21 protein-coding genes are annotated in these 20,692 nt (G+C 47.3%); 16 read left to right on the forward strand and 5 right to left on the reverse strand.

What is annotated here, in order from left to right; translation table 11 throughout:
* Positions 1 to 11 precede the first annotated feature (11 nt).
* A complete protein-coding gene (locus tag AOA63_RS14975) occupies positions 12 to 1,073 on the forward strand; it encodes a glycoside hydrolase family 76 protein (protein WP_082344009.1) in 1,062 nt (353 codons plus the stop codon).
* A 137-nt stretch (positions 1,074 to 1,210) separates the two neighbouring features.
* Complete coding sequence (rpiA, locus tag AOA63_RS14980) at positions 1,211 to 1,897, forward strand: ribose 5-phosphate isomerase A (protein ID WP_278277006.1); 687 nt, start codon at positions 1,211 to 1,213, stop codon at positions 1,895 to 1,897.
* Between the two features lie 66 nt (positions 1,898 to 1,963).
* On the opposite strand, the gene AOA63_RS14985 is transcribed toward rpiA, so the two are convergent.
* On the reverse strand, positions 1,964 to 2,569 hold the full coding sequence (locus tag AOA63_RS14985) for a histidine phosphatase family protein (RefSeq protein WP_053960466.1): 606 nt from the start codon (positions 2,567 to 2,569) through the stop codon (positions 1,964 to 1,966).
* Positions 2,570 to 2,978: 409 nt separating this feature from the next.
* Between AOA63_RS14985 and AOA63_RS14990 the strand changes: the two genes are divergently transcribed.
* Positions 2,979 to 3,545: a plasmid pRiA4b ORF-3 family protein gene (locus AOA63_RS14990; RefSeq protein WP_171822735.1), complete on the forward strand. Its 567-nt coding sequence runs from the start codon at positions 2,979 to 2,981 to the stop codon at positions 3,543 to 3,545.
* 12 nt (positions 3,546 to 3,557) lie between these two features.
* On the opposite strand, the gene AOA63_RS14995 is transcribed toward AOA63_RS14990, so the two are convergent.
* Positions 3,558 to 4,781, reverse strand: coding sequence for an MFS transporter (locus tag AOA63_RS14995; RefSeq protein WP_139061630.1), 1,224 nt, complete (start codon positions 4,779 to 4,781; stop codon positions 3,558 to 3,560).
* 194 nt (positions 4,782 to 4,975) lie between these two features.
* Between AOA63_RS14995 and AOA63_RS15000 the strand changes: the two genes are divergently transcribed.
* From AOA63_RS15000 to AOA63_RS15010, 3 genes are all read left to right on the forward strand, one after another.
* Positions 4,976 to 6,112, forward strand: a complete 1,137-nt coding sequence (locus AOA63_RS15000) for an alkaline phosphatase family protein (RefSeq protein ID WP_053960469.1) — start codon at positions 4,976 to 4,978, stop codon at positions 6,110 to 6,112.
* Between the two features lie 124 nt (positions 6,113 to 6,236).
* Positions 6,237 to 6,635, forward strand: coding sequence for a secondary thiamine-phosphate synthase enzyme YjbQ (locus tag AOA63_RS15005; protein ID WP_053960715.1), 399 nt, complete (start codon positions 6,237 to 6,239; stop codon positions 6,633 to 6,635).
* A gap of 141 nt (positions 6,636 to 6,776) precedes the next feature.
* Complete coding sequence (locus AOA63_RS15010) at positions 6,777 to 8,078, forward strand: LCP family protein (RefSeq protein WP_053960470.1); 1,302 nt, start codon at positions 6,777 to 6,779, stop codon at positions 8,076 to 8,078.
* Between the two features lie 30 nt (positions 8,079 to 8,108).
* Here the strand turns inward: AOA63_RS15010 and AOA63_RS15015 are convergent, their stop codons facing one another.
* On the reverse strand, positions 8,109 to 8,942 hold the full coding sequence (locus tag AOA63_RS15015; protein WP_053960471.1) for a DUF2785 domain-containing protein: 834 nt from the start codon (positions 8,940 to 8,942) through the stop codon (positions 8,109 to 8,111).
* A 304-nt stretch (positions 8,943 to 9,246) separates the two neighbouring features.
* Here AOA63_RS15015 and AOA63_RS15020 point away from each other — a divergent pair, with 304 nt between their 5' ends.
* On the forward strand, positions 9,247 to 10,008 hold the full coding sequence (locus AOA63_RS15020) for a hypothetical protein (RefSeq protein WP_053960472.1): 762 nt from the start codon (positions 9,247 to 9,249) through the stop codon (positions 10,006 to 10,008).
* A gap of 220 nt (positions 10,009 to 10,228) precedes the next feature.
* Here the strand turns inward: AOA63_RS15020 and AOA63_RS20070 are convergent, their stop codons facing one another.
* Both AOA63_RS20070 and AOA63_RS19845 read right to left on the reverse strand, forming a co-directional pair.
* Positions 10,229 to 10,609, reverse strand: coding sequence for a hypothetical protein (locus AOA63_RS20070; protein ID WP_206742832.1), 381 nt, complete (start codon positions 10,607 to 10,609; stop codon positions 10,229 to 10,231).
* Between the two features lie 6 nt (positions 10,610 to 10,615).
* A complete protein-coding gene (locus AOA63_RS19845; protein ID WP_171822736.1) occupies positions 10,616 to 10,762 on the reverse strand; it encodes a hypothetical protein in 147 nt (48 codons plus the stop codon).
* A 342-nt stretch (positions 10,763 to 11,104) separates the two neighbouring features.
* Here AOA63_RS19845 and AOA63_RS15030 point away from each other — a divergent pair, with 342 nt between their 5' ends.
* From AOA63_RS15030 to AOA63_RS15070, 9 genes are all read left to right on the forward strand, one after another.
* Positions 11,105 to 11,569, forward strand: coding sequence for a hypothetical protein (locus AOA63_RS15030; RefSeq protein ID WP_053960474.1), 465 nt, complete (start codon positions 11,105 to 11,107; stop codon positions 11,567 to 11,569).
* Between the two features lie 138 nt (positions 11,570 to 11,707).
* Positions 11,708 to 13,036 (forward strand): leucyl aminopeptidase family protein, encoded by a 1,329-nt coding sequence (locus AOA63_RS15035; protein ID WP_053960475.1) that lies wholly within the window; start codon positions 11,708 to 11,710, stop codon positions 13,034 to 13,036.
* A 122-nt stretch (positions 13,037 to 13,158) separates the two neighbouring features.
* On the forward strand, positions 13,159 to 13,383 hold the full coding sequence (locus tag AOA63_RS15040; protein ID WP_139061631.1) for a DUF1540 domain-containing protein: 225 nt from the start codon (positions 13,159 to 13,161) through the stop codon (positions 13,381 to 13,383).
* A 161-nt stretch (positions 13,384 to 13,544) separates the two neighbouring features.
* Positions 13,545 to 15,536 carry a methyl-accepting chemotaxis protein gene (locus AOA63_RS15045; protein WP_053960477.1) on the forward strand — a complete coding sequence of 664 codons (1,992 nt, stop codon included), beginning with the start codon at positions 13,545 to 13,547 and terminating at the stop codon, positions 15,534 to 15,536.
* 16 nt (positions 15,537 to 15,552) lie between these two features.
* The gene (locus AOA63_RS15050; RefSeq protein ID WP_053960478.1) at positions 15,553 to 15,990 is read left to right on the forward strand and encodes a chemotaxis protein CheW; all 438 of its coding nucleotides are present in this window, start codon (positions 15,553 to 15,555) and stop codon (positions 15,988 to 15,990) included.
* A complete protein-coding gene (locus tag AOA63_RS15055; protein ID WP_053960479.1) occupies positions 15,987 to 18,704 on the forward strand; it encodes a hybrid sensor histidine kinase/response regulator in 2,718 nt (905 codons plus the stop codon). Before AOA63_RS15050 ends, AOA63_RS15055 begins: the two co-directional genes overlap by 4 nt.
* Positions 18,685 to 19,695: an HD-GYP domain-containing protein gene (locus tag AOA63_RS15060; protein WP_053960480.1), complete on the forward strand. Its 1,011-nt coding sequence runs from the start codon at positions 18,685 to 18,687 to the stop codon at positions 19,693 to 19,695. Before AOA63_RS15055 ends, AOA63_RS15060 begins: the two co-directional genes overlap by 20 nt.
* A gap of 37 nt (positions 19,696 to 19,732) precedes the next feature.
* Positions 19,733 to 20,296 (forward strand): chemotaxis protein CheC, encoded by a 564-nt coding sequence (locus tag AOA63_RS15065; RefSeq protein ID WP_053960481.1) that lies wholly within the window; start codon positions 19,733 to 19,735, stop codon positions 20,294 to 20,296.
* Between the two features lie 5 nt (positions 20,297 to 20,301).
* The gene (locus tag AOA63_RS15070; RefSeq protein WP_053960482.1) at positions 20,302 to 20,655 is read left to right on the forward strand and encodes a response regulator; all 354 of its coding nucleotides are present in this window, start codon (positions 20,302 to 20,304) and stop codon (positions 20,653 to 20,655) included.
* Positions 20,656 to 20,692 lie beyond the last annotated feature (37 nt).

A 20,692-nucleotide genomic window follows, 5' to 3' on the forward strand; every position in this document is an offset into this window, starting at 1 on the left:
TCGAGGAGACAATGATGTCTAAGCCGTGGGATGATGCACAAAATGTGGGACAAGCATGGAAGCGTTGCTTTCAGTCCTTCTTTAATCGCCGAACTTCCGGATTTTTTGAAGTTTTGCCCTCAGGACGAAAAATTTCTCGCATGGCTTTTAACTGGAGTTTTGGCGCTTTATTCAGTGCGTATGCGGCATGTTTAGGGATTCCCGCTTTAAAACCAGGATTGCTTTCAGACTTGCCTGTGTTGAAAAGAGCTCTTGACGGGTATAAGGCAAATAGACGTGATGGATTTATGAGTACAACTGCTAAAGGATCAGTGCCAGGCGATATCTATTATGATGACAATGCCTGGCTGGCCCTGGCGGCTCTAGAGATTTTTCGTCACACCCAGGAAGAATTATGGCTCGACATGGCCTATCGCATTTACCGGTTTATCATGCAAGAAGGATTTGAGTCTAAGACAGGTGGGGTCTTTTGGCGGGAATTCCCAAGAAATTCATTGCATGTTTGTTCAACCGGTCCGACCCTGTTATTGGGGGTGCAACTCAAACAATTCGGCCGGCCTATTGTGGAACAAGATTTGACGAGAATGCTGGCGTGGTGTTGGCATATGCGCAATGATCAAGGCTTGTTCCAAGATCATAAAGAGGTTAAGACGGGCCGAATTGATCCCTCCATTTACACCTATAATACAGGAACTCCCCTGCATGCTCTGGCCTCGATGAGCGAGAGCATGCCTAAGCCTTTATATCAGGATATGATTTTTGATATTGTGAAAAGCTTGCCCTATCTGCTCCATGACAGGACTTTGCCGCCTACACCCTGGTTTAATGTGGTGTTGTTGCGTGCGTTAGTAGATGTCCAAACCAGGCATTTCGGGGAGGTGAACCAGATTTTAGATGTGTATCGCCAAACGATGATCGAGGCTTGGGATCGTTTTGAGAAAACTCATCAGCCTCTTAATCTGCCTTCTTCTGAAAATTCTTCGGGGATTTTGTTACGAGATGCCGCTGCATCGGTCGAGACATTAGCCTGGTTATATCGTCTCGAACATTTGTCTTTAGAAGGCTCAGGTTAAGGAATTTTCTTAAACGGCTCACATGATGCGGTACACACAAAACAGCAGAACCGTGATAAACTCTTGGATATGTGTGAATATTAACTCTTTTATGGCGCAATGCCTGTGCTGATTGATGACTTACGGAGGGACGGACAGTGGATAAAGTAGCACTAGCCAAGAAAATGGCCGCTGAGCGAGCCGTAGATTTTGTGGAAGATGGAATGACTATTGGGTTAGGAACGGGCTCAACATCCTACTATGCTATTCAACGTTTAGGAGAACGTGTGGCAGAAGGTCTTCGTATTCGAGCCATTGGCACATCCAAACAAACTGAAGAGTTGGCTCAAGCTGTTCATATCCCTCTCATCACTTTTTCTGACGTCAAAGAACTTGACCTCGCGATTGACGGAGCGGATGAAGTGGCGCATGACTATTCCCTGACTAAAGGTGGGGGCGGGGCGTTGTTGCGGGAAAAATTGGTGGCGTCGGCTGCGCGTCGTTTTCTCGTGATTGTCGATCATACCAAGCGGGTTCATCATTTAGGAAAATTTTTGTTGCCGGTAGAAGTTGTACCGTTTGCCTGGGAACTGACTCATTACCGCATTGAGCAATTAGGCTGTCGAGCGACAAGGCGCCGGCAAGATAATGGAGAACCTTTTATTACTGATAATCACAACTATATCTTGGATTGTGATTTTGGGGAAATTGTTGATCCCCCCTTATTGCATAATGCGCTAAAAGCATTGCCCGGGGTTGTGGAAACCGGGTTATTTATTGATATGGCCTATGCTGTGATTGAAAGCGATGGCGAGCATGTCATGGTGGAGTACGCCAAATCCTAAGCATCATCTTTTCTGGGACGCTCCTTTTGGACAGCGACGAAGGAGCGTCTTATAGACAACGGAAAGTTATAGAGGCATTAGGGGAAGGGCATGAATTTGAAACCCGTTACCCTGATAGGTAAGAAAAACTCCGGCTACATTGCCAAAATGCAAAAATTGGGCTGATGTCCATGGCGCTTGTAAAATGCTCAAGGTGACCGCTTTCAGACAGTCGGCATGGGTGACACCGATGACGAGTCCTTCATGATAGTGGGATGCGACCATGTCTAAAAACGCGCTCATTCGTGCACCGACCGCACTAAGTTTTTCTCCGCCCTGTGGCGGGGATTCAGGATTATGCTTCCATTGATCGTAAGCTTGAGCATTGGTCTGAAGTAAATCGTCAATCACTTGACCGTCGAAGGCTCCGAGATGAATTTCATGAAGACGAGGATCGGGATAAACGGTGGGGACATTCAACGTATCAGCCCAAATCTGGGCTGTTTCCAGTGTCCGCCGCAAGGGGCTTGAGTAAATGGCTGAGACGGGTTGTCCTTGCCATTTTTGAGCGAGACTTTGAGTTTCTTGACGGCCATAAGCCGTCAAAGCTGGGTCGAAGCGATCTGATACAATCACATTGTGGACATTGGCTTCGCTCTCCCCGTGTCGGACCAATAACACGGATAACGGCAATGGATTTTCCTCCTCGCAAAGAATTTTTAATGGTTTATAAGCGTGCCTGTGCGCATAACAGGGTAGTCCATGGGCATGTTTTGCTGATAATTTCTTGAAAGCTCGTGAAATCTTTTGAAACATCATCACATATCCGGAGAACAATCACAAGTTAATGGATAACTCGAAAGGCAGGGGGCGATTACGAGGACGTGATGATATTGCATAATAACGACGAGGCATTATCATTGTCTTTATATTAAGTTACATCTCATGGTGATGAGAGTCATAGAGGGTATCAATAAGATGTCGATCATCCAATAAAAAAGATGATTATAAACAGAACTTGTCGCACAAATCGCATGAAGTTATGATAGTCATTAGTATGTGCCACGACTTTTACGGGTAAAAGAGGAGCTGGATGGGTCTCATGGCTACGCGTTCGTTTCTTTATGATATTCAAGTGACCTTATTAGACATGCCGTGGCCGGTGTGGCGACGACTATTGGTTCCAAGCACTATCACCTTTAAAAAGTTTCATGAAGCCATTCAGATTGCGATGGGATGGCAAAATTATCACCTGTTCGAATTCCGCTACGGGCCCATTGCCATTTCGATACCCGACGAAGATTTTCTCGTGGATGAATTCCATTTTGATGCCCGGTGGAAGAAACTATCATCCCTGAACTTGTCGACATCCGATGTTATGTCCTATTTGTATGATTTTGGGGATAATTGGGTGCACTTGATTCATGTGAAAGGGGTTAGACCCTTAGAACACCGTGAATTGAGTGTGCGTTGTACCGGCGGTGAAGGCGCATGTCCTCCCGAAGATGTGGGCGGGCCCTATGGCTACGAACAGTTTTTGCAAACGATTTACGATAGCGAAGATCCTGAAGCCAACCATTTGCTTGACTGGGCAGGGGGATCCTTTGATCCCTGGGCCTTTGACCGGAATCATGTAAATAAAGAAATGGCGCAGCGCTTTAAAAAATGAGCCACATTGGGCTCATTTTTTTGATGGGATGACTTGGGAAGATGATGGCACCATCGATGCCATGACCGAGATATTCCAAAATTGAGAGAGTGATGTCAGAATAATTAGAGCGATAATGGTGCCGGCTGGGCTAAACCACCGGATACTGACTGCAAGCAAGAAAATCGTAAAAAGGCGGCCAATATTGAGGGCGACTTCACGACTTAAGGTATAGCTAACCCGGCGCTCTGTAATGAGCGGGTCTTGGTCCATGATCATTAAGGGAATATTTTCTGAGGGAATCATATAAAACGGGATGGACAATCCAAAGAGAATCCCATAAGCCAAGAGCCAAGGCCAAGAGCGTCCCATCATCAATAACAGCCCTGCGCCACTCATGCCGATGACGCCAACTGTCATAAAAGCAATTTGCCGTCCATAATGGACGTGCCGGGTGACCAAGAGAGACGCTGTCATCCGCGCTAGAGCGTTTAAGGCGGTATAAATGCCCACGATGGCTGCGCTATGGGTCGCGAGAAAAATCAGGAATAACCCCGCTAAATTGGTAATGCCTTCTCGTGTGCCGCGTACAACAATTGTTTTAATGATGGCCGCCCAATTACGATGTTCAGTCATGACCCGCCAACTATCCATAATGGGCTGCAAATGCATGGGAGGCCCTTCAGGCACGCCCTGACTTAAAACGAAGGCGACCGTATATAAAATCAAAGCCGCGGCAAAAACGACTAAATATCCGCCAATTCCTTGAATTGTGCTGATGATGAAACCAGAAAATAATGGGGCCAAAATGCCCATGACACTGTTCACCGCTCCTGAGAGCCCAAAAAAGCGCATGCGCAATTGGGGATCAATCGTATCAAACGTCATGAGATTAAATCCAAACCAGTAAAATCCTTGAGCAATGCCATAAGTAAAACCCAACACGAAAATCAAGTTTTGAGCAGAATGCGACAATATCAGCAAGGCGGCGTAGAACAAGATGGTGAATAACAGTCCTACGCGGTAAGGAAGTAAGGGCGGCTTGTCATGAAAGATTTTGGCGGCCGTATAAAAAGTTATGGTTAATGACACAAAATAGCCTATATTAAAGGTAATCAAACCCGATAAATTATGGGCCACAACGAGCATGAATAAATTCACGAACACATTAGCAATGGCATTGGCGGTTTGGGCGCCAGAAAATGTGAAGAGGAGCCATAATGCACCTCGAGAGAGCCGAAACGGTGAATCCACCATAGACCTCCTTGCCTCAACTCTGAGCATAGCCCAGGTACCGACCAAAAGTTTCTTGACTCCATTATATCGGTTCATGATTTGAGTTGATGTCTACGCACGGATATTTCCGTAAGGTGGCTGTGGTTCAATGCAATACGACGATGTGGTTGTGTTATCGAGGATATTCCACCCAAAAAAGAAGGGAGAAGACCTAAATGACATCGCTCTCTCGTCCTGATTTTTCCCGGTCATTGTTGGCGTTAGCCAACCGAATTTTGACGGATTTGGGTTGTGATTCTGAACATGAGCCATTAAGCATTGCCTGGCCCGATACCGATATTATCGTGTTATGGATTGTCGACGGGTTAGGTTGGAATCATGTGATGACGGCATTACAAAATCATGATCTTCCGTTTTGCCAAACCCAAATCACGGGAAATTTATCTCGCTCACTAACAAAATTAAGTACTGTTTTTCCAAGTACCACGGTGACAGCTTTGGCAACTTTGCATTTTGCTAAGCCGCCGAGCGAACATGGGGCCCTTGGGTACACCCTATGGGATCCGGAAATCCTGAGAACGGTTAACCTTTTAACATCGAAAGATCTCACGGGCAGCCTCTGCCGGAGTTCTATTTATCAAAAGCGCCCAACACTTTATGACCGTTTGCGTCAGCACCATGTAGATAGCGCTGTGATATCTCCAGAAATCTTTCGGCACAGCGCTTTATCACAATGGTTTTATCATGGGGCTCAGTATCTTGGTTATCATACACCAGCCGAAATACCCTTTCTTGTTCAGCAAGCCATTATTAAGGAATCCCGTTTGGTGAGCGTGTACTGGCCCGGGTTCGACACTATTAGCCATGTACACGGTCCCACCTCACCTAGTGCTCCTCTCGAACTGCAGTTGCTCGATTGGATTGTATCGAAAACCCAGGAACAAATTCCTTCCCAAGCCCATGTGCGCTTTGTCATGACAGCAGATCACGGGTGTATTGCCCTGACAGCCCCCAAGCATTCTACGGATCACCTGTTGTCGCGGCTATATGCTGGAGAGCGGCGTGCGCTTTATACAGCCTGGTCTTGCGAAGAGTTAAAACAGGAACTCGCCGCTTTAGAGTGGGAGGATGCCCTTACTCTTCCTAATGAACAGTTATGGGAAGAGGGATGGTTTGGGGGCCTGCCTAAAGATTCGACATTTCGACTCCGGACTTTGCAAACGACATTATTACCTCCACAGGATCAGCAAGTCGCCATGCGAGAACCCGAAGCCCAGATTTTAATGGGTGGACATGGAGGCTGGTCGGGAAAGGAACGAGAAATTTTTCTGGCATGGTGGGACGTTCATTAACTTATACTGGGGAAATAAAAGGCTTATGGGGAAACCAAAGCTACCAAGGCCGACGGTTCCATTTGCGTAATCTTTTTGTTGCATTTGTGGTAAAACACCATGAGAAGAAAGGATGACAGGTTTTATGCACCGGCTACCGGTCAATACCCATCAAAAAATGGAAATGCTGGACATTACCCAGATGGTACGGCAGGTTGTGGCCCAAGAGGGGATACAAGAGGGCATTGCGGTCATCTATTCACCTCATACCACGGCAGCCATTACCGTTAACGAAAATTGGGATGATGATGTAGTCCATGATGTGTTGTTGTTTTTGCGGCAAACAATTCCCACGCGGTATCCTGGATTTCGCCATCAAGAAGGGAATTCTGACAGTCATCTCATGGTGAATCTTATCGGTTCATCGGCCACGGTAATAGTTCAACAAGGAGAGTTGATGCTAGGTAAGTGGCAGGGGATATTTTTTTGTGAATTTGATGGTCCCCGGGACCGTCAGTTTTGGGTTCAAGTGGTTGGACGATAGGGATTTTTGACGATGTTTGTCCGTCTAGAGAATGGATACCGGTATCCACGAACGCAATATGTTACAATATCTGCGGCTATGATTCATGGTGTTTATGTGAAATAGATTAGGCTATAAGAAAACCGTAATGAGGAGGTCACTGTGCACAATCGTCTTCCGGATGAATTGCCCACCCGGCGTAAATCCAAAGGTCCAAAACGCGGGCGGAAGAAATGGATTGGGTGGTTAGCCGGTCTTGGTGTTGTCGGCGCGCTAGCGGTCGGAACTTGGTGGAAACTCGACCCGACTCATGCCCTAAATACCACTCGCGTGAGTGCCTTAAATAAAAACTTTGCGCTGGGGCAACAACGCGTGACTATCCTGTTATTAGGGAATGCCTTAAGTATTATTAATGGCAAAGATGTGACGAATCCTTATGTTCGTGACCGGACCGATGCGATGATGCTCGTGAGTGTGGACACCAAAACCGGTCAAGTTAGTGTATTATCTGTGCCGCGGGATTCCTTAGTGGATATTCCCCATGTAGGCTATACCAAATTGAATGAAGCGAACTATTTTGGCGGACCGAAACTCGCGGTGCAAGAAGTTGAAAATATGCTGCATATTCCTGTGGATTTTTATCTTGAAACGACCATGTGGAATTTTGCGGACATTATTAATCAAATTGGTGGTTTAACGTTATATGTTCCTAAACCTATGCATTATGGTGGCACGGGTAATTATCTTGATATCAACCTCAATCAGGGATGGCAGCATTTGAACGGGCAACAAGTCTTGGAATTTGCCCGGTTCCGGCACGAACCGATGGGAAGTATTGCGCGGAGTTTTCAACAACAAGAAATTATTCGGGCGATTATGCATAAGCTCTTGGAACCGCAAAATCTGCCGAAATTACCCAGTATTGCATTAGAATTGCGCAAGGACATTGTGTATACCAACTTGCACAACAACCAACTTATCGCGTTAGCGCTCGTTGCACGCCATGTTTCCCTATCACAAGTCCAATTTGCCACGATTCCAGGGACTCCGACTGAGCGTATGGATCCGTTTATGCACGTGCGTCTCGATTATTGGGTCGACAATACCAAGTGGGAACATCTATTAGCGGATCAAATGATGGGACAACCGTGGACTGCCCAACAGAAGAAAAGTATTCATTTCGTGGTGCGCAGTGGAACGGATACCTTAACCCAAGCGCAACAAGTGGCAGGTTGGTTAGAGAAACAAGGATATACGGTCAATGAAGTGATTTGGTCAAACCGCCACAATCACCAGCATAATGAAATTGTCAATTTTACCGGAGACGAACAATTTGCGAAGTCTCTCGCAGCAGAATTAGGGCCACAGAGTGCCACAATCATTTCGAATAGTCCTTATCATGATGTGGCTCACCTGGATATGATTATTACGATTGGCCAGGATTTCAAACCGCAATTTCATTAATCAGAGGCTGATTTTATGGAAATTAGCCCCTTAAAACCCGGATTTTATTCTAAAGATATCAAAGCGTTTGACGGCTTCAGCAATGGGAAACAGCCATGGGGAGCACGGGTTATCAAAATGCCAACGAAAATAGAGACTACGCAGAAAATGACGTGTATTACTATTGGCTACGAACTTGCCGGGATTATCCGGTCTGAGCGAAGCAAGCCAAGAACCGATGACAGAACCGGTAGCGGTTTTGTCATGCGTACGCATGATGAGATAGGCGGCCATCGCCAACCGATCGTCTTCCGCATGCATCAAAGGTGTGTCAACGTGAGCAATATATCCAATGCTTTCGACGATTGCCACAAGGTGTTCGGTGCGGATTAGTGAGGAAGTTCCTAAGGCAGATAGGGCATCTGCACTATGTGCGGCCGCATGTGCCCAGCCTTTATGGGAAATATAACCACGCCAATCCTGTTCTTGTCTGATATATGTGAAAAGCGCTTGGTGTAGAGTGCCTATGCGCTCTGGCGTGAGATGATCATGTGTCTCATACCAATTCATTGCGAGAGGAATAATGAGGACAGCGAAAGCGCGCATAAAAACACTGTCCGTGTCTTTTTCTCCAATGCGATAAAATAAATGCTCTTTGTTTAAGACTCGTTCAATAAATTGGTCAACGATTTCCGGAGATAACGCAGACGATGTGAAGAGTTGTTCAATCCAGGTATATGATAACTGGTCTCGTAAGACCGGATCAGAACTGCGAAGGTTTTCTAATAATTGACACAACAGCTCCAACAGGGGATAGCGGCTCCAGTCCTGAGGGCGTTGCAGTTGTTGCGCCAACCATGTCTTATCATGGACTGGCCAATGCATAAACGAGCACACTCCTATATCCAAAAAATTACAAAGCATATTTTATCCATATTGTACTGTACTTTTGACATTGGGACTTTTAAAGAACTCTAAAGTTGCTGTCCCGTATCAAGACCGAAAACATTTAGATAATCACGCATGGGACATGATTTTGACGGTATTTTTTTCGTCACGTCGGGATCATGATAAGCGGGAATATAGGAAAAAATTCATGATGGCGTTATTGCTGTTTGATTCAAGAACAGGTACAATATGCCACGTGATTTGCCAATATGAAAGGAGTCGATCGTAATGAGGGATGGATATGGCTTTACCATCAACCAAAACGCCTGGTGATCTATTACGCTTATTAATTTTGCCGCTTATTGACGGTTATTTTCTTTCCATGATTTTATCGGGACGGTTAGACAATATCAGTGCAGCGATGTTAGTCGGCATTTTAGCATTCAGTGGAGCCGGCGTCGTGACAACCGCTTCTCTTATATCTCCTCAATCTTCTCCCTCACGTCATTTAATCTGGACTATAACCCGTGTGTATTTGCTGTTATTACCAGCAGCATGGCTAATTACCCTGCTCGTGGGTCCCCTGCAATCTATTGAACTCCCCTATCAAGGAATTTTCACGGCGCTCATTTTGTTAGGAACGGCGTCTAATTTGTGGCCTACATCATTACCCGTAAAATTACAAGGCTTATATCGGCCCGCCCAGTTAATGGGGATATTGATTTCGGTGATGGTGCTCTATGGATTAAAAAGTGGGCGGTTATTCCACGTTCATTGGCAGTTTGATCCGTCTTTATTGGTGATGACCACAATCTCCGTAGGCATTGGGTTTGTTCTGACCATTTCTGGCAGTTTGCTGCAATATAAGTGGGGCAGTCTAAATCATCCTTTCTCAAGACAGCTCTTGGCTGCCGGCGGAAGTATTGTACTCCTGCTCGTGTCCTTGACGCTTTTGGGGGTTCCCATTCCTTCTACATGGCTATGGATTATTGAAGGAATCGCGCTTTCTGGCTCAATGTTTTCAACCCACTGGCCAGGGAAAAAGCCGCCAATATCGTCGTAAATCAATCCTTGCATGATTGTTATGCGGGCCTTTCAACCTCCTTAGTTTCTGACCGATCTCGGGAGCTTTGATCTTTCATGTCATAAGCGGGTGAGTTCTAGTTTCTCCTTGGTGTTTTTGTCAAACTCGCAGCGGGTGCTTAAGTCGTTTTGCTCTCTCACTGAGATTTGTGATCACAAACGACGCGTTAAGAACACCCGCTGCCCAATAAAGAGAGAAATTATGAGCCGGCGGCAATGAGAGCTAACAAACCCGAAATGGCGAGTGGCCAACCCAATCCAAAACTGATGATGATAAAGAAGAGCATCAAGATGCCATAAGTGAGTAAAACCCACCGAGAAGTTCCCCATTTCATCAACACTGCGCCGATGATGACAGCACCCATGAATAACCCTATTGCTGCCAAAGGAGAACTTGTCAGCAAGGATTCTTGCTGACAAGTTCTCCTGTTCCATGTGGAAACACAATGGGTAGACACTGGCATAAACATTTGCACGAGCGTCCCGCAGAGAAGCGACAGGGAGGTCGCGATAACCCATGGCCGGATTGACTGGCGGTGATCCATGTTCTTCTCGCCCCCGATCCCATGCTTGTGAGCCATGATGATTTAAAAGATCTTAGGCGGATCGGAACGTCCTCCAGAGATAATCCACAAAATGACCCCAGCCAATATCCAAAATGCGGGTACAACTAGTAGCGCTAAAACAACCCAATAGGCAATAGCCATCGCGAAACCGCCTTTCTGATTTGCCATTCAGAGGCCGGTGTCTATGGTTCATTATCTCTTTCATCATACCAAATTCCCGCTGTGACCCCGAGATATTTTTGTCAAAACAAATTGAGGATGACTTTCATTATCCCGACATTTATCAAGAATTTTGTTATAGTTACAGCCATGGATAGAAAATAGTTATTTAGGACCTTGTCATATCATGCAGGCAGTCGCGTAGACCTACACCCCCTCCCGTGGGCTTTACAGCGAAGCCCATTTAGGTATGGACGCCTCTAAGCGCGGTACGAAAAATATGGGTCATCCATTCTTAGGTGTTGTTAGCTGTCAGGGAGTATTATGAAAAAACCTGAAGGAGATAGAGGCATGGTGCGAACGGAATACGCGTATTGGTTTACGATGTCTTCGGCTACGGAAGACGAAATCGATATTGTACGGCAAAAAGTAGAATCAGGACACCACGACGACGTTGTGCTCGTGTCCGTGTCAAGTGAAGCCGTCGCTGAAAAAGCGGTGGCCGAGTTGCAAGATGTGGCCGGCGAATACTTTATTAGCGCTCACGATGACCAGCGGTTATTATTACTACGGTCCCATGCTTGGTATCTTAAACGCAGTGAAGCCCATGATAATATGGTGGCGTTAATCGGTCTCTTAGAAGAGGCATTGGAACTGGCAAAAGATGTCGATCCTGAATTAACCCGAGAATTAGCCCAAAGAGGCGCGCAATACCTCGAGCAATTTCCGGCTATGCAAAAGCGTTTTCGTCATCTCGATGAGCGACTCGAATATCTTTCCCATCATTATAAAAAACATTCATCATCGCGCCTGTAATCTCACAGGCGCGAATTCTTTTGCCAGGTCTCTTAGAGTGTCTTGGTTTAGCAGGAATTTTGCGATCTCAAATCGAAAGAACATAGCGTAAACCCAAAAGATTGCAAGAATAAGCGGAAAATACCTAGGGGGATATCAATGGCCATTTCGTGGCATGCCAAGTCGACACACATTGCCTTTGATGTAGAAATGATTTGTCGGCGGAGCCAGTCACAAGGGGAATCTATGGGTCCCACAAAGATTGCGCTGGATACGTCGAGACAACCGGTTAAGATTGTTTGCGAAGCTAAAGATTTGGAAGCATTACAACGAAAAATTACCTCCGCGTTAAACTTTGTTAAAGATTCGGATATTATGCATATTTTATGCGACATGTCAGAAACACCAGATACTTGGTGGCCTCACATTTTAGTGACTGTAGCTCAGTCCCTTTATACGTTGGCGAACCAGGCCAAAGAGTTTAGGGTCTATGTGAGCCCTGGCGAAACGTCATGGGAATATGCCAAACTCCTCGCCGAATCTGTCATCTGGGTGAAAGATCTGGTTAATATGCCTCCTAATTTAAAGCCGCCTCAGACATTAGCAACCCTTTTTCAGACGCGGGCCCAGGAAAAAAATCTGCCAATTTCGTGGCACCGGCTCGAATTGGAGGATTTAGTACAAATTCAAGCCGGTGGCATGTTGGCGGTGGGGCAAGGCTCGGTGAATCCCCCTGTATTATTGGCTGGGCGCTACGAAGGTAAACCGGGTAGCCCATGGCTTGGCTTAATCGGGAAAGGAATTACCTTTGATTCAGGCGGAATTTCCCTAAAGCCCGCGGAAAATATGGGCCGCCTTAAGGCAGATATGACAGGCTCTGCTGTCATGATGGCAGCTCTTGAATTAGCCGCGGAAATGCGTTGGCCACTGAATATTTTGGCTGTAGCTCCCTTAGCCGAAAATTTGCCGGATGGGGCGGCCTACAGGCCCGGCGATGTGATTACCATGATGGACAAGACCACCGTCGAAATCGCCAGTACTGATGCGGAAGGTCGTTTGGTTTTGGCGGACGCTTTGACCTACGCTTTAGAATCCCACGTGTCGCATGTGATTGATATGGCTACGTTAACAGGCACCAATGTTATCGCCTTGGGTGGTGTGCGGGCTGGTCTCGTATTCAACGACGAGAGATGGGCTGAATGTATTTTTCAAGCCGGTGAAAGCAGCTTGGAGAAAGTGTGGAAATTGCCGCATGACAAGGCCTATCAAGAAATGAACAAGAGTTTGGTCGCAGATTTGAAAAATAGTGGAGGGCGGGCCGGAGGAACGATTTCGGCTGGACTTTTCATTGGGCATTTTGCAAAGGATGTTCCTTGGGCCCACATCGATATTGCCGGGATGGCGATTAACGACAAGAGCGGTGCCACAGGCTTTGGTATGCTCTTAATGGCGGAAATTATGCAGTGCTGGATCCGTGATTATGCTTAGATGACACGAGCATATTTTTTTCACGCTTGTATAAAGTCACCGGGATAAGGGATGGACACTTGGGACATCATACCCTACTGAACCATGTTGCTATACCGGCATGGCGAAAGGAGGGATTCGTGTTGGCATCTGTCAACGTGAAATGCACCGTCAACAATTGCTATTTTTGGGCCAAGGATAATATGTGCTCGGCCGACAGTATTTTGATTACCTCTGACCAAGCGGCTCAGGATCATCCCCGTATGAGTTTTGGCAATGAGGAAGAAGGGAATCTGATTCAAGCGATTGGAAGCACTCCCGCTCATTCTATGACCGAAACAGCGTGCCATACCTTTAAATCGCGTTAAGGATTTAAGGCGAAAAGGAATAACCCGGCCAAGTGTCCGGGTTATTTTTTTATCTTCGAAAAAAGGACTTTATGCCCTCACGTCGAAATGCGGCAATGTAAGGCATGACAATTGTCGAATGGAATCGACAAGAGACTGTCGACGAAAGGACTCGAAAGACCATGAAACTCACTACGAAAGTCTCCATCTTGGCGGGCTTATTAATGGCCGTGACGATTACGCAGAGCTATTTAACCATATCCCGTGCGGAAAACACGCTGCGTCATACCGAGCATATTAGTCAACGGGATACAGCATTCAATAATGCCGTGCATTCGATGGAAACATCCTTTTATGGCTATGACGATCAAATGAATATGTATGTTTTAGTTGCCAAACTCGGTAATCAAAATGCGTTAGCCAATGAAACTTATGCGCAAGCCTTAGGATTCGAAAAACAATTTGCCAATGCGCTGTCAACGGCACAAAATGTCAATACGACGGATAAAGCCGTCAAATTGTTAAACGAGGTATCTCAACAAATCAATGCGTATAATACGGATGCGCAAATCGTGCATCAAGATGTGTTAAATCACCGTATCGCCCAGGCTATCTCCATGCAGACGGTGGGCAATAATGCGCCGTCCAATGCGATTATGCCGCTATTAAGTCAGTTGGTGCAAATCGGACAAACCAATTTGAGTAATGCTCTAACAAGTGTGCGTAATAACCAAAGCGCCGCTATTTCCTTCGCCTGGATTGCGGCGATTACACAACTGCTATTTGTGGCTTTGGCTCTGTGGGGCATTCAATATTTTGCCGTCCGTCCCATTAAAACTTTAAAGACGGTGGCTGAGCATTTAGCCGAAGGCAATATTGAAGACCAGGTAAGCTATACCAGCCGCGATGAATTAGGCGACTTGGCGGCGTCATTTCGCGCCATGATGTCCTATTTAGCCGAAGCTGGGAAAGTTGCGGAAGCCATTGGACAAGGGAATTTGACGGTTAATCCGGTCGCGAAAGGGCCCAAAGACGTCTTAGGGCATGCCATTGTGGCGATGCATCAACGGCTTCGCGAGGTCATCTCGGCGATGCAGGATATGGGCCATTTGGTTCACGGTAACGTGACAGAACTTAATGATCTGGCGTCCCAAACGACCGATGCGACCCAACAAATTTCTATGGCTATTTCTCAAACAGCGCAAGCGACCGGCGAATCGTCCCATGGTTTACAACAAATTGCGGCATCCATGCAACAGCTGAAAGCAGCCGTCGAGCAAGTGGCGACAGGAACAAATCTTCAAGCGGAACAAGTGCAAGGCGGGGAAAATGCTCTAAACAATATGAAGAGCGCTCAATTGTCGGTCAAAGATGCGGCCAGTCGTATGGAACAATTGGCGGCACAATCCCGGAAAGCAGCCCAAGAAGGGCGCAAACAAGTGGAAGAAACTTTGTCAGCCATGAGCCGAATTGCTGATGTGACCCGGAACACTGCGGAAGCTATCGCCCTTTTGGGTAAACATTCCGAACGCATTGGCGCCATTGCGGGGACGATTTCCGAAATTGCATCCCAAACCAACTTACTTGCATTAAATGCCAACATTGAAGCGGCTCGCGCTGGCGAACACGGGCGGGGATTTGCGGTCGTGGCCGATGAGGTCAGGAAATTGGCCGAACAATCCTCTCAAGAAGCGAAAAATGTGAGTGAACTTATCCGGACGATTCAGGAAACCGTACAACAATCCGTGTTATCCATGGAAAAGGGACAACAAGAAGTGATGACGGGGCAGGCTTTGGGCGAGGAAACGCGGGGAGCCCTTGAAGGGATGGAGAAGGCTGTTACCGAGGTCGCGGGAGAGATTAGTGTATTGACCGAGACGATACGAACCTTTGACATTCAAAGTGAGGGGGTAGACCAAGGAATCCGCCAAATATCCAAGATTGCGCAAGACAATTCGGCAGCTGCTCACGAAATGGCTGCAGCATCCGCGGAAGTGACCGATACCATTCAAGGGTTAGCTGCTATTTCCGAAGAAACGGCGGCGTCGACCGAAGAAGTGGCTAGCACGAGTCAACATGTTGCGGAATCCGCGGGAGCGTTAGCCGAAAAAGCACGGGAACTGTCTTTAGTAGCCAGCCGTTTAGATGAATTGGTTTCCCAATACCAACTGTAGAGGGGGGCCTCAAGGGATGCAAGTACTCACCTTTTCACTAGAAGGCTCAACATTTGGACTGCCCACATCGGTTGTCGGCGAAGTCATCCGCATGCCTTCTTTGACGGCTCTTCCCGGTGCTCCGGTGGGCCTTCTCGGTTTGATGAACTTGCGGGGGCGGATGCTCCCGGTGGTCGATCCCCGATTTTGGCTGCACATTGCATCGGAAGAGCAATTAAAACATGTGGTGGTCGTACTTGGGGAAAATGAGTCGATGGGGCTAGCCGTTGAACAAGTGGACAGCATTATCGAGACGCCAGTGCATGAAGATGTGCCAGATATGGTCGATGAACGGCTAAAGCCACTCATTGCCGGATATTTTCAAACCGAGCGTGGATTTGTCTTTGTGTGGCATTCTCACGGTCCCTATTTTCTCTGGGACTTGATGCATCAGGCCGAGGAGAGGTTGTCATGACTTTTCAGGATTTGAGATGGGACTCGTCGGAAGAAAAAGAACTCTTCGTCGCTGAATTGCAAGATCTTTTACAAACCCTAGAGGATACGGCGCTCTCAAACGCTCCCGATATTGATGCCGCCTTTCGTGCGGCTCATACGATAAAAGGCTCGGCGGCCATGGTTGGCCTTGTAGAATGGTCCACGAAAGCGCACCACCTCGAGGATGAATTAGATCACGTTCGGGGAAAGAAAATCACATGGGACACCAGTGACTTGCGAAAACAGGTGCTTGATTTGGTGGATTTTATCCGCGGAGAATTATCACCGGTTTCTTCTGCCTCGACTCCCTCCTCCGGCGAGCACTGGCGGATTATGTTAGACCCGAATTGTGCTCTGAAAGGAGCCCGGGCTTTTCAATTACTAAACCGAATTCAGGAAGTCGCTGACATCATTTCGTCCAAACCCTCGCTTGAGAACCCTGCCGAATTGGAACAATTTGATGAGACGACGGTGGATGTCGTATTCAAACTCAAAACCGGCCGCGCGGTAATCTGGTCTGACATATTTCACAGTGTTCCCGAAGTGGAAAGTTGGGAAAAGGTTGGTTCTCAGGAAACAGACAGTCCAGCCTCCATGGCTGTTGCCGCAGGAAGTGCGAGCCGTCAAGAAAATATGATCCGCATTCATCCGGGCGTGCTCGAGGGACTTTTAGATGGACTCGGGGAACTATTGTTGCGTCACGCCGAGTTGACCCACCGGTTATCTGATGTCTCGTCATCAGCCAAAGAGGCCTTAGAAGGCATCAAGCGTATTGCTATGAATTTGCAAGATATTACTTTGCGGGCGCGAATGCTACCATTATCCACGCTTTTTCATCAATATCCTCGGGCGGTCCATGATATCGCGACCCAACTCTCTAAAGATATTGCGCTTAGCATCGAGGGGGGTGAAACCCAATTAGACCGGCTGGTTATGGACCGTTTGCATGAACCCTTGTTACATCTGATTCGCAATGCAGCCGACCATGGCATTGAAAACGCTGAGGAGCGTTTACGCCAGCATAAATCTCCGACAGGTCACATTTTGCTTCAGGCTTCCTCACGAAAAGGCCGGGTTCAAATTATTGTGGCGGATGACGGGCACGGGATTGACTGGGACCGGTTAAGAGAAAAAGCGGTGAAACGCGGAGTCATGACCCGAGAACAAGCCCAGAGTGCCTTACCAGATCAATTGGTCGCGATGCTTTTTCTTCCCGGATTTTCCACCAAAGACCAAGTCAGCGATCTTTCAGGACGCGGTGTGGGACTTGATGTGGTAAAAGAGACTTTAACGGCGCTTCATGGAGATATTCGGGTAGAGTCCGAGCCCGGACAAGGAACCCGGTTCATTATGGAACTGCCTATGACTATGGCTATTTTATCGGCCTTGCTAATACAAGTGGGGCCCGTCGTTTTAGGCATTCCGGTGTTAAATGTTGAACGGATTGAACATTGGCAACAAGATGCGGTCAAACACACCTTGGGAGCAGAGATGATTGATGATAATGGGCATCCACTGAAAGTGAGTGTGCTTGCCGAATGGTTAAAAATCCCGGGAAGCCGCCCGCAAGTAATCGTGCGGGTTCAAGATGGTCCTCTCAAAATGGCTCTAGTGGCCGATACCGTATTGGGGCAGCAAGATGTGGTAATTAAACCGATTGAGCGCGTCATGCCATTTATGCCTTGGATGACGGGAGCTGCGGTTTTAGGGGATGGACGCGTGGCCTTAATGGTCGATGTCAAACGTCTTGTGGAGCGCATTGGCTATGACGAGAAAACCTCCTCCTTACAACAGAAGACGGTGAATTCGGAGGGAAGCACCTCCGAAGCCATATCATCATGGCTGGTTTTTGAGCTTGACTCTCAACCTTATGCCATCTCTGTGGAAAAAGTCCAAGAAGTGTTAGTGCGCCAGCCCGTGTCCCGCATTATGGGCCAGCACCCTTTCTTAGAAGGGGTCACCATGATACGGGGCGAATCCTATCCGGTTATTTCCGGGAAAAAAATGATGGACAGTCCACATCCTGGGGAAGGCGGATATTTCATCATCATTCATATGAGCCAGCGCCGTTTTGTCTTGGCGGTAGACGCTGTGAAAGAGATTATTCCCATTAATTGGCGCAGTATTCAAGCCGTGCCCAATTATCAAAATACGGAAGTGATTATGGGGTTGGCCGAGATCGGGGACCGCGTCATCCAACTCGTAGATTTTGATGCCACCTTGGCGGCAGTGCTTCCTGTTGAGACTCCTTTACCTATAAATGAAGACGGACACTCGGATTTAAAGGGTGTCAGGGTATTTGTGGCTGACGATTCCCGCTTGGCCCGGCAGAAACTCATGACCGCACTTAGGGAACAAGGCGCTCTTGTTCGGGCCTTTGAGGACGGACAAGCGTTGATGACAGCTATTCAGGATCCTTCTCTTCGCCCTCATGTCGTAGTGACGGACATGGAGATGCCAAAAATGGATGGCTATCACGTGTTACAAGCCATGAAAACTGCATTTCCCGCGATTCCGGTCATTGTGCATACCTCTTTAGATGGAAAATTGTCCAAAGAACGATGTGAAGAGATGGGAGCCGATTTTGTTCTCACCAAATGGGATGTGGCTGAACTCGTCCGGTCCGTCCATTTAGCCTATCTCCGTACCACCGATAACAAGGGAGAAAAGACACATGCGCTTATTGCCGATTAATCAATTACAACCGGGAGATGTTACTGCCGATACCTTGCGCAGTGCCGATGGGCGAATTCTCCTTCGAGCGGGCGTGGAACTCACGGAATCGATGTTGCGCACCTTAAGCCGTTGGAATATCCCGGCGCTTCCCATTGAATGGCCAGGATTTGAGGATATTGATACGGCCCCGGTTCTGTCCGCACCGTTGATTGATGACATGCTCAAGTGGGCTTCTCAACCAGGACCCTTATCATGGAATGTCATTAATCAAGGACAGCACATTCTTCGTAAGATGTGGGATGAACAGCTCGATGCTCACGGATCGGCCTTTGAATTAATTCCCGTTTATCAAGTAGGGACCCCGTTTTTAAGCTATTATGTCAATCTTGTTGGTTTGGTGATGCGTCTTGGATATCAATTAGCTCCGGAATGGGCTGAGGCTTATGCGCTGGCGGCTTTGCTGATCGGATTTCATCATCAAGGATTGCAAGATGGCCATGTGAAAGAAGAAGATCCGTATCATACGATGGCTCTGGTGAGTGAACTGCGACAATTTCAGGTGCCCTCACCCACGATTACGACGATTTTACAACACCATGCGCATTATGACGGCAGTGGTGTGCCGAATCTCAAAGGCGAGGAGATTTATCGCGGTGCGATGATCTTGGGATTGGCTGAAACGTTTTTAACCTTGGTCTTTCAAACCCACGAGCCCGCATTGCCCGCCCATGAGGCGCTGGAATGGGTTGTCGGGGGAGCGGGTATGGATTTTTCCTTGGAAACCGTGAAAAAACTGCAGCGTATCATAGCGCCATATGCCACCGGACAAGTTGTGTCGTTGGGAAATCACGATGTCGCGGTGGTACGCCGTGTCCCTTCGGATTGGCCAAGTCGTCCGATTATTGGATTACTAAATGGTAAAGATGCCGGGCTGATTATCGATTTACGGGACCCCGATCAACAGACCCGAGTGATTACGGGAATTTATCCAGAACGGCTCTGGCCTTAATAAAGAGAACTCATGAAATGTGAGGTGGGAGGATCATATGGCGCACGTGGATGAAGTGCTAACAATTTGGGGTAAAATTTGTGGTCCGGGACTGGATGAAGCGGGACGTGCCTTGAGTCAAATGACCGGGCTGGATTTTACCATGGAAGATAAAGCGGTCAATGAAGTGGCGTGGGGAGAAGTGCTAAAGCGTTTTACCCAAAATGATCACACGGAATATTATGTGGTGCATTTAGGCGCGACAGGTTTGTTAACGGCCCGGATTATGTTGATCTTTTCGCCAGAAAACGGCCAGCGTCTGGTTTCCACAATGATGGGGGAAGATACCGATTTGCCGCTTGATGAGGTTGGACTCTCAGCCTTGGCCGAAATTGGGAATGTGGTCGGTACTGCCTTTTTGAACGTGTTTGCCAATATTTTTGGCACGGTGTTTGAGCCGACAGTTCCGGAAGTGAAACAGGGTTATGGAATAGATGTGTTCCCGCTTTTTTCTAACCACCAACGTGTACTTATTACCGAAGCCATATTCCGGGTAACGGGCGAAACATTAACCGGAGAAATTTTGATTGTGCCCGAACGTTTACAGCAAGCTGGGAGGTAATCAGGATGACGGTACTGATTGTAGATGATGCGGCATTTATGCGGCTTAGGTTAAAAAAATTATTAACCCAACAAGGTTATGACGTGGAAGAAGCTGCTAATGGCCAAGAAGCGGTGGAAAAATACCAGGCGATCCACCCGGATTGTGTGTTAATGGATATTACTATGCCTGAGATGAGTGGTCTTGATGCCTTGAAAGCTATCAAAGACATGGACAGCACAGCCAAAGTTATCATGGTTTCAGCCTTGGGCCAACAAGCAATGGTCATTCAAGCTATTCAAAATGGTGCCAAGGATTTTATTGTCAAGCCCTACGAGCCCGAACGCGTATTGGCTTCACTGAGCAAAGTCTTGTCCTAACAGGGATTTATTCATTTCTAACTGATTGATCAAAAAG

Origin of the sequence: Sulfobacillus thermosulfidooxidans, assembly GCF_001280565.1 — a bacterium.
Lineage (GTDB): Bacteria > Bacillota > Sulfobacillia > Sulfobacillales > Sulfobacillaceae > Sulfobacillus > Sulfobacillus thermosulfidooxidans_A.

Excerpts from the sequence above, each read along its gene's own strand:
- AOA63_RS14975 (WP_082344009.1), top strand. The coding sequence starts at position 12 with ATGATGTCTAAGCCGTGGGATGATGCACAAAATGTGGGACAAGCATGG.
- AOA63_RS14990 (WP_171822735.1), top strand. The coding sequence starts at position 2,979 with ATGGCTACGCGTTCGTTTCTTTATGATATTCAAGTGACCTTATTAGAC.
- AOA63_RS14995 (WP_139061630.1), bottom strand. The coding sequence starts at position 4,781 with ATGGTGGATTCACCGTTTCGGCTCTCTCGAGGTGCATTATGGCTCCTC.
- AOA63_RS15000 (WP_053960469.1), top strand. The coding sequence starts at position 4,976 with ATGACATCGCTCTCTCGTCCTGATTTTTCCCGGTCATTGTTGGCGTTA.
- AOA63_RS15005 (WP_053960715.1), top strand. The coding sequence starts at position 6,237 with ATGCACCGGCTACCGGTCAATACCCATCAAAAAATGGAAATGCTGGAC.
- AOA63_RS15015 (WP_053960471.1), bottom strand. The coding sequence starts at position 8,942 with ATGCATTGGCCAGTCCATGATAAGACATGGTTGGCGCAACAACTGCAA.
- AOA63_RS15020 (WP_053960472.1), top strand. The coding sequence starts at position 9,247 with ATGGCTTTACCATCAACCAAAACGCCTGGTGATCTATTACGCTTATTA.
- AOA63_RS20070 (WP_206742832.1), bottom strand. The coding sequence starts at position 10,609 with ATGGCTCACAAGCATGGGATCGGGGGCGAGAAGAACATGGATCACCGC.
- AOA63_RS19845 (WP_171822736.1), bottom strand. The coding sequence starts at position 10,762 with ATGGCAAATCAGAAAGGCGGTTTCGCGATGGCTATTGCCTATTGGGTT.
- AOA63_RS15030 (WP_053960474.1), top strand. The coding sequence starts at position 11,105 with ATGGTGCGAACGGAATACGCGTATTGGTTTACGATGTCTTCGGCTACG.
- AOA63_RS15035 (WP_053960475.1), top strand. The coding sequence starts at position 11,708 with ATGGCCATTTCGTGGCATGCCAAGTCGACACACATTGCCTTTGATGTA.
- AOA63_RS15045 (WP_053960477.1), top strand. The coding sequence starts at position 13,545 with ATGAAACTCACTACGAAAGTCTCCATCTTGGCGGGCTTATTAATGGCC.
- AOA63_RS15050 (WP_053960478.1), top strand. The coding sequence starts at position 15,553 with ATGCAAGTACTCACCTTTTCACTAGAAGGCTCAACATTTGGACTGCCC.
- AOA63_RS15055 (WP_053960479.1), top strand. The coding sequence starts at position 15,987 with ATGACTTTTCAGGATTTGAGATGGGACTCGTCGGAAGAAAAAGAACTC.
- AOA63_RS15060 (WP_053960480.1), top strand. The coding sequence starts at position 18,685 with ATGCGCTTATTGCCGATTAATCAATTACAACCGGGAGATGTTACTGCC.
- AOA63_RS15065 (WP_053960481.1), top strand. The coding sequence starts at position 19,733 with ATGGCGCACGTGGATGAAGTGCTAACAATTTGGGGTAAAATTTGTGGT.
- AOA63_RS15070 (WP_053960482.1), top strand. The coding sequence starts at position 20,302 with ATGACGGTACTGATTGTAGATGATGCGGCATTTATGCGGCTTAGGTTA.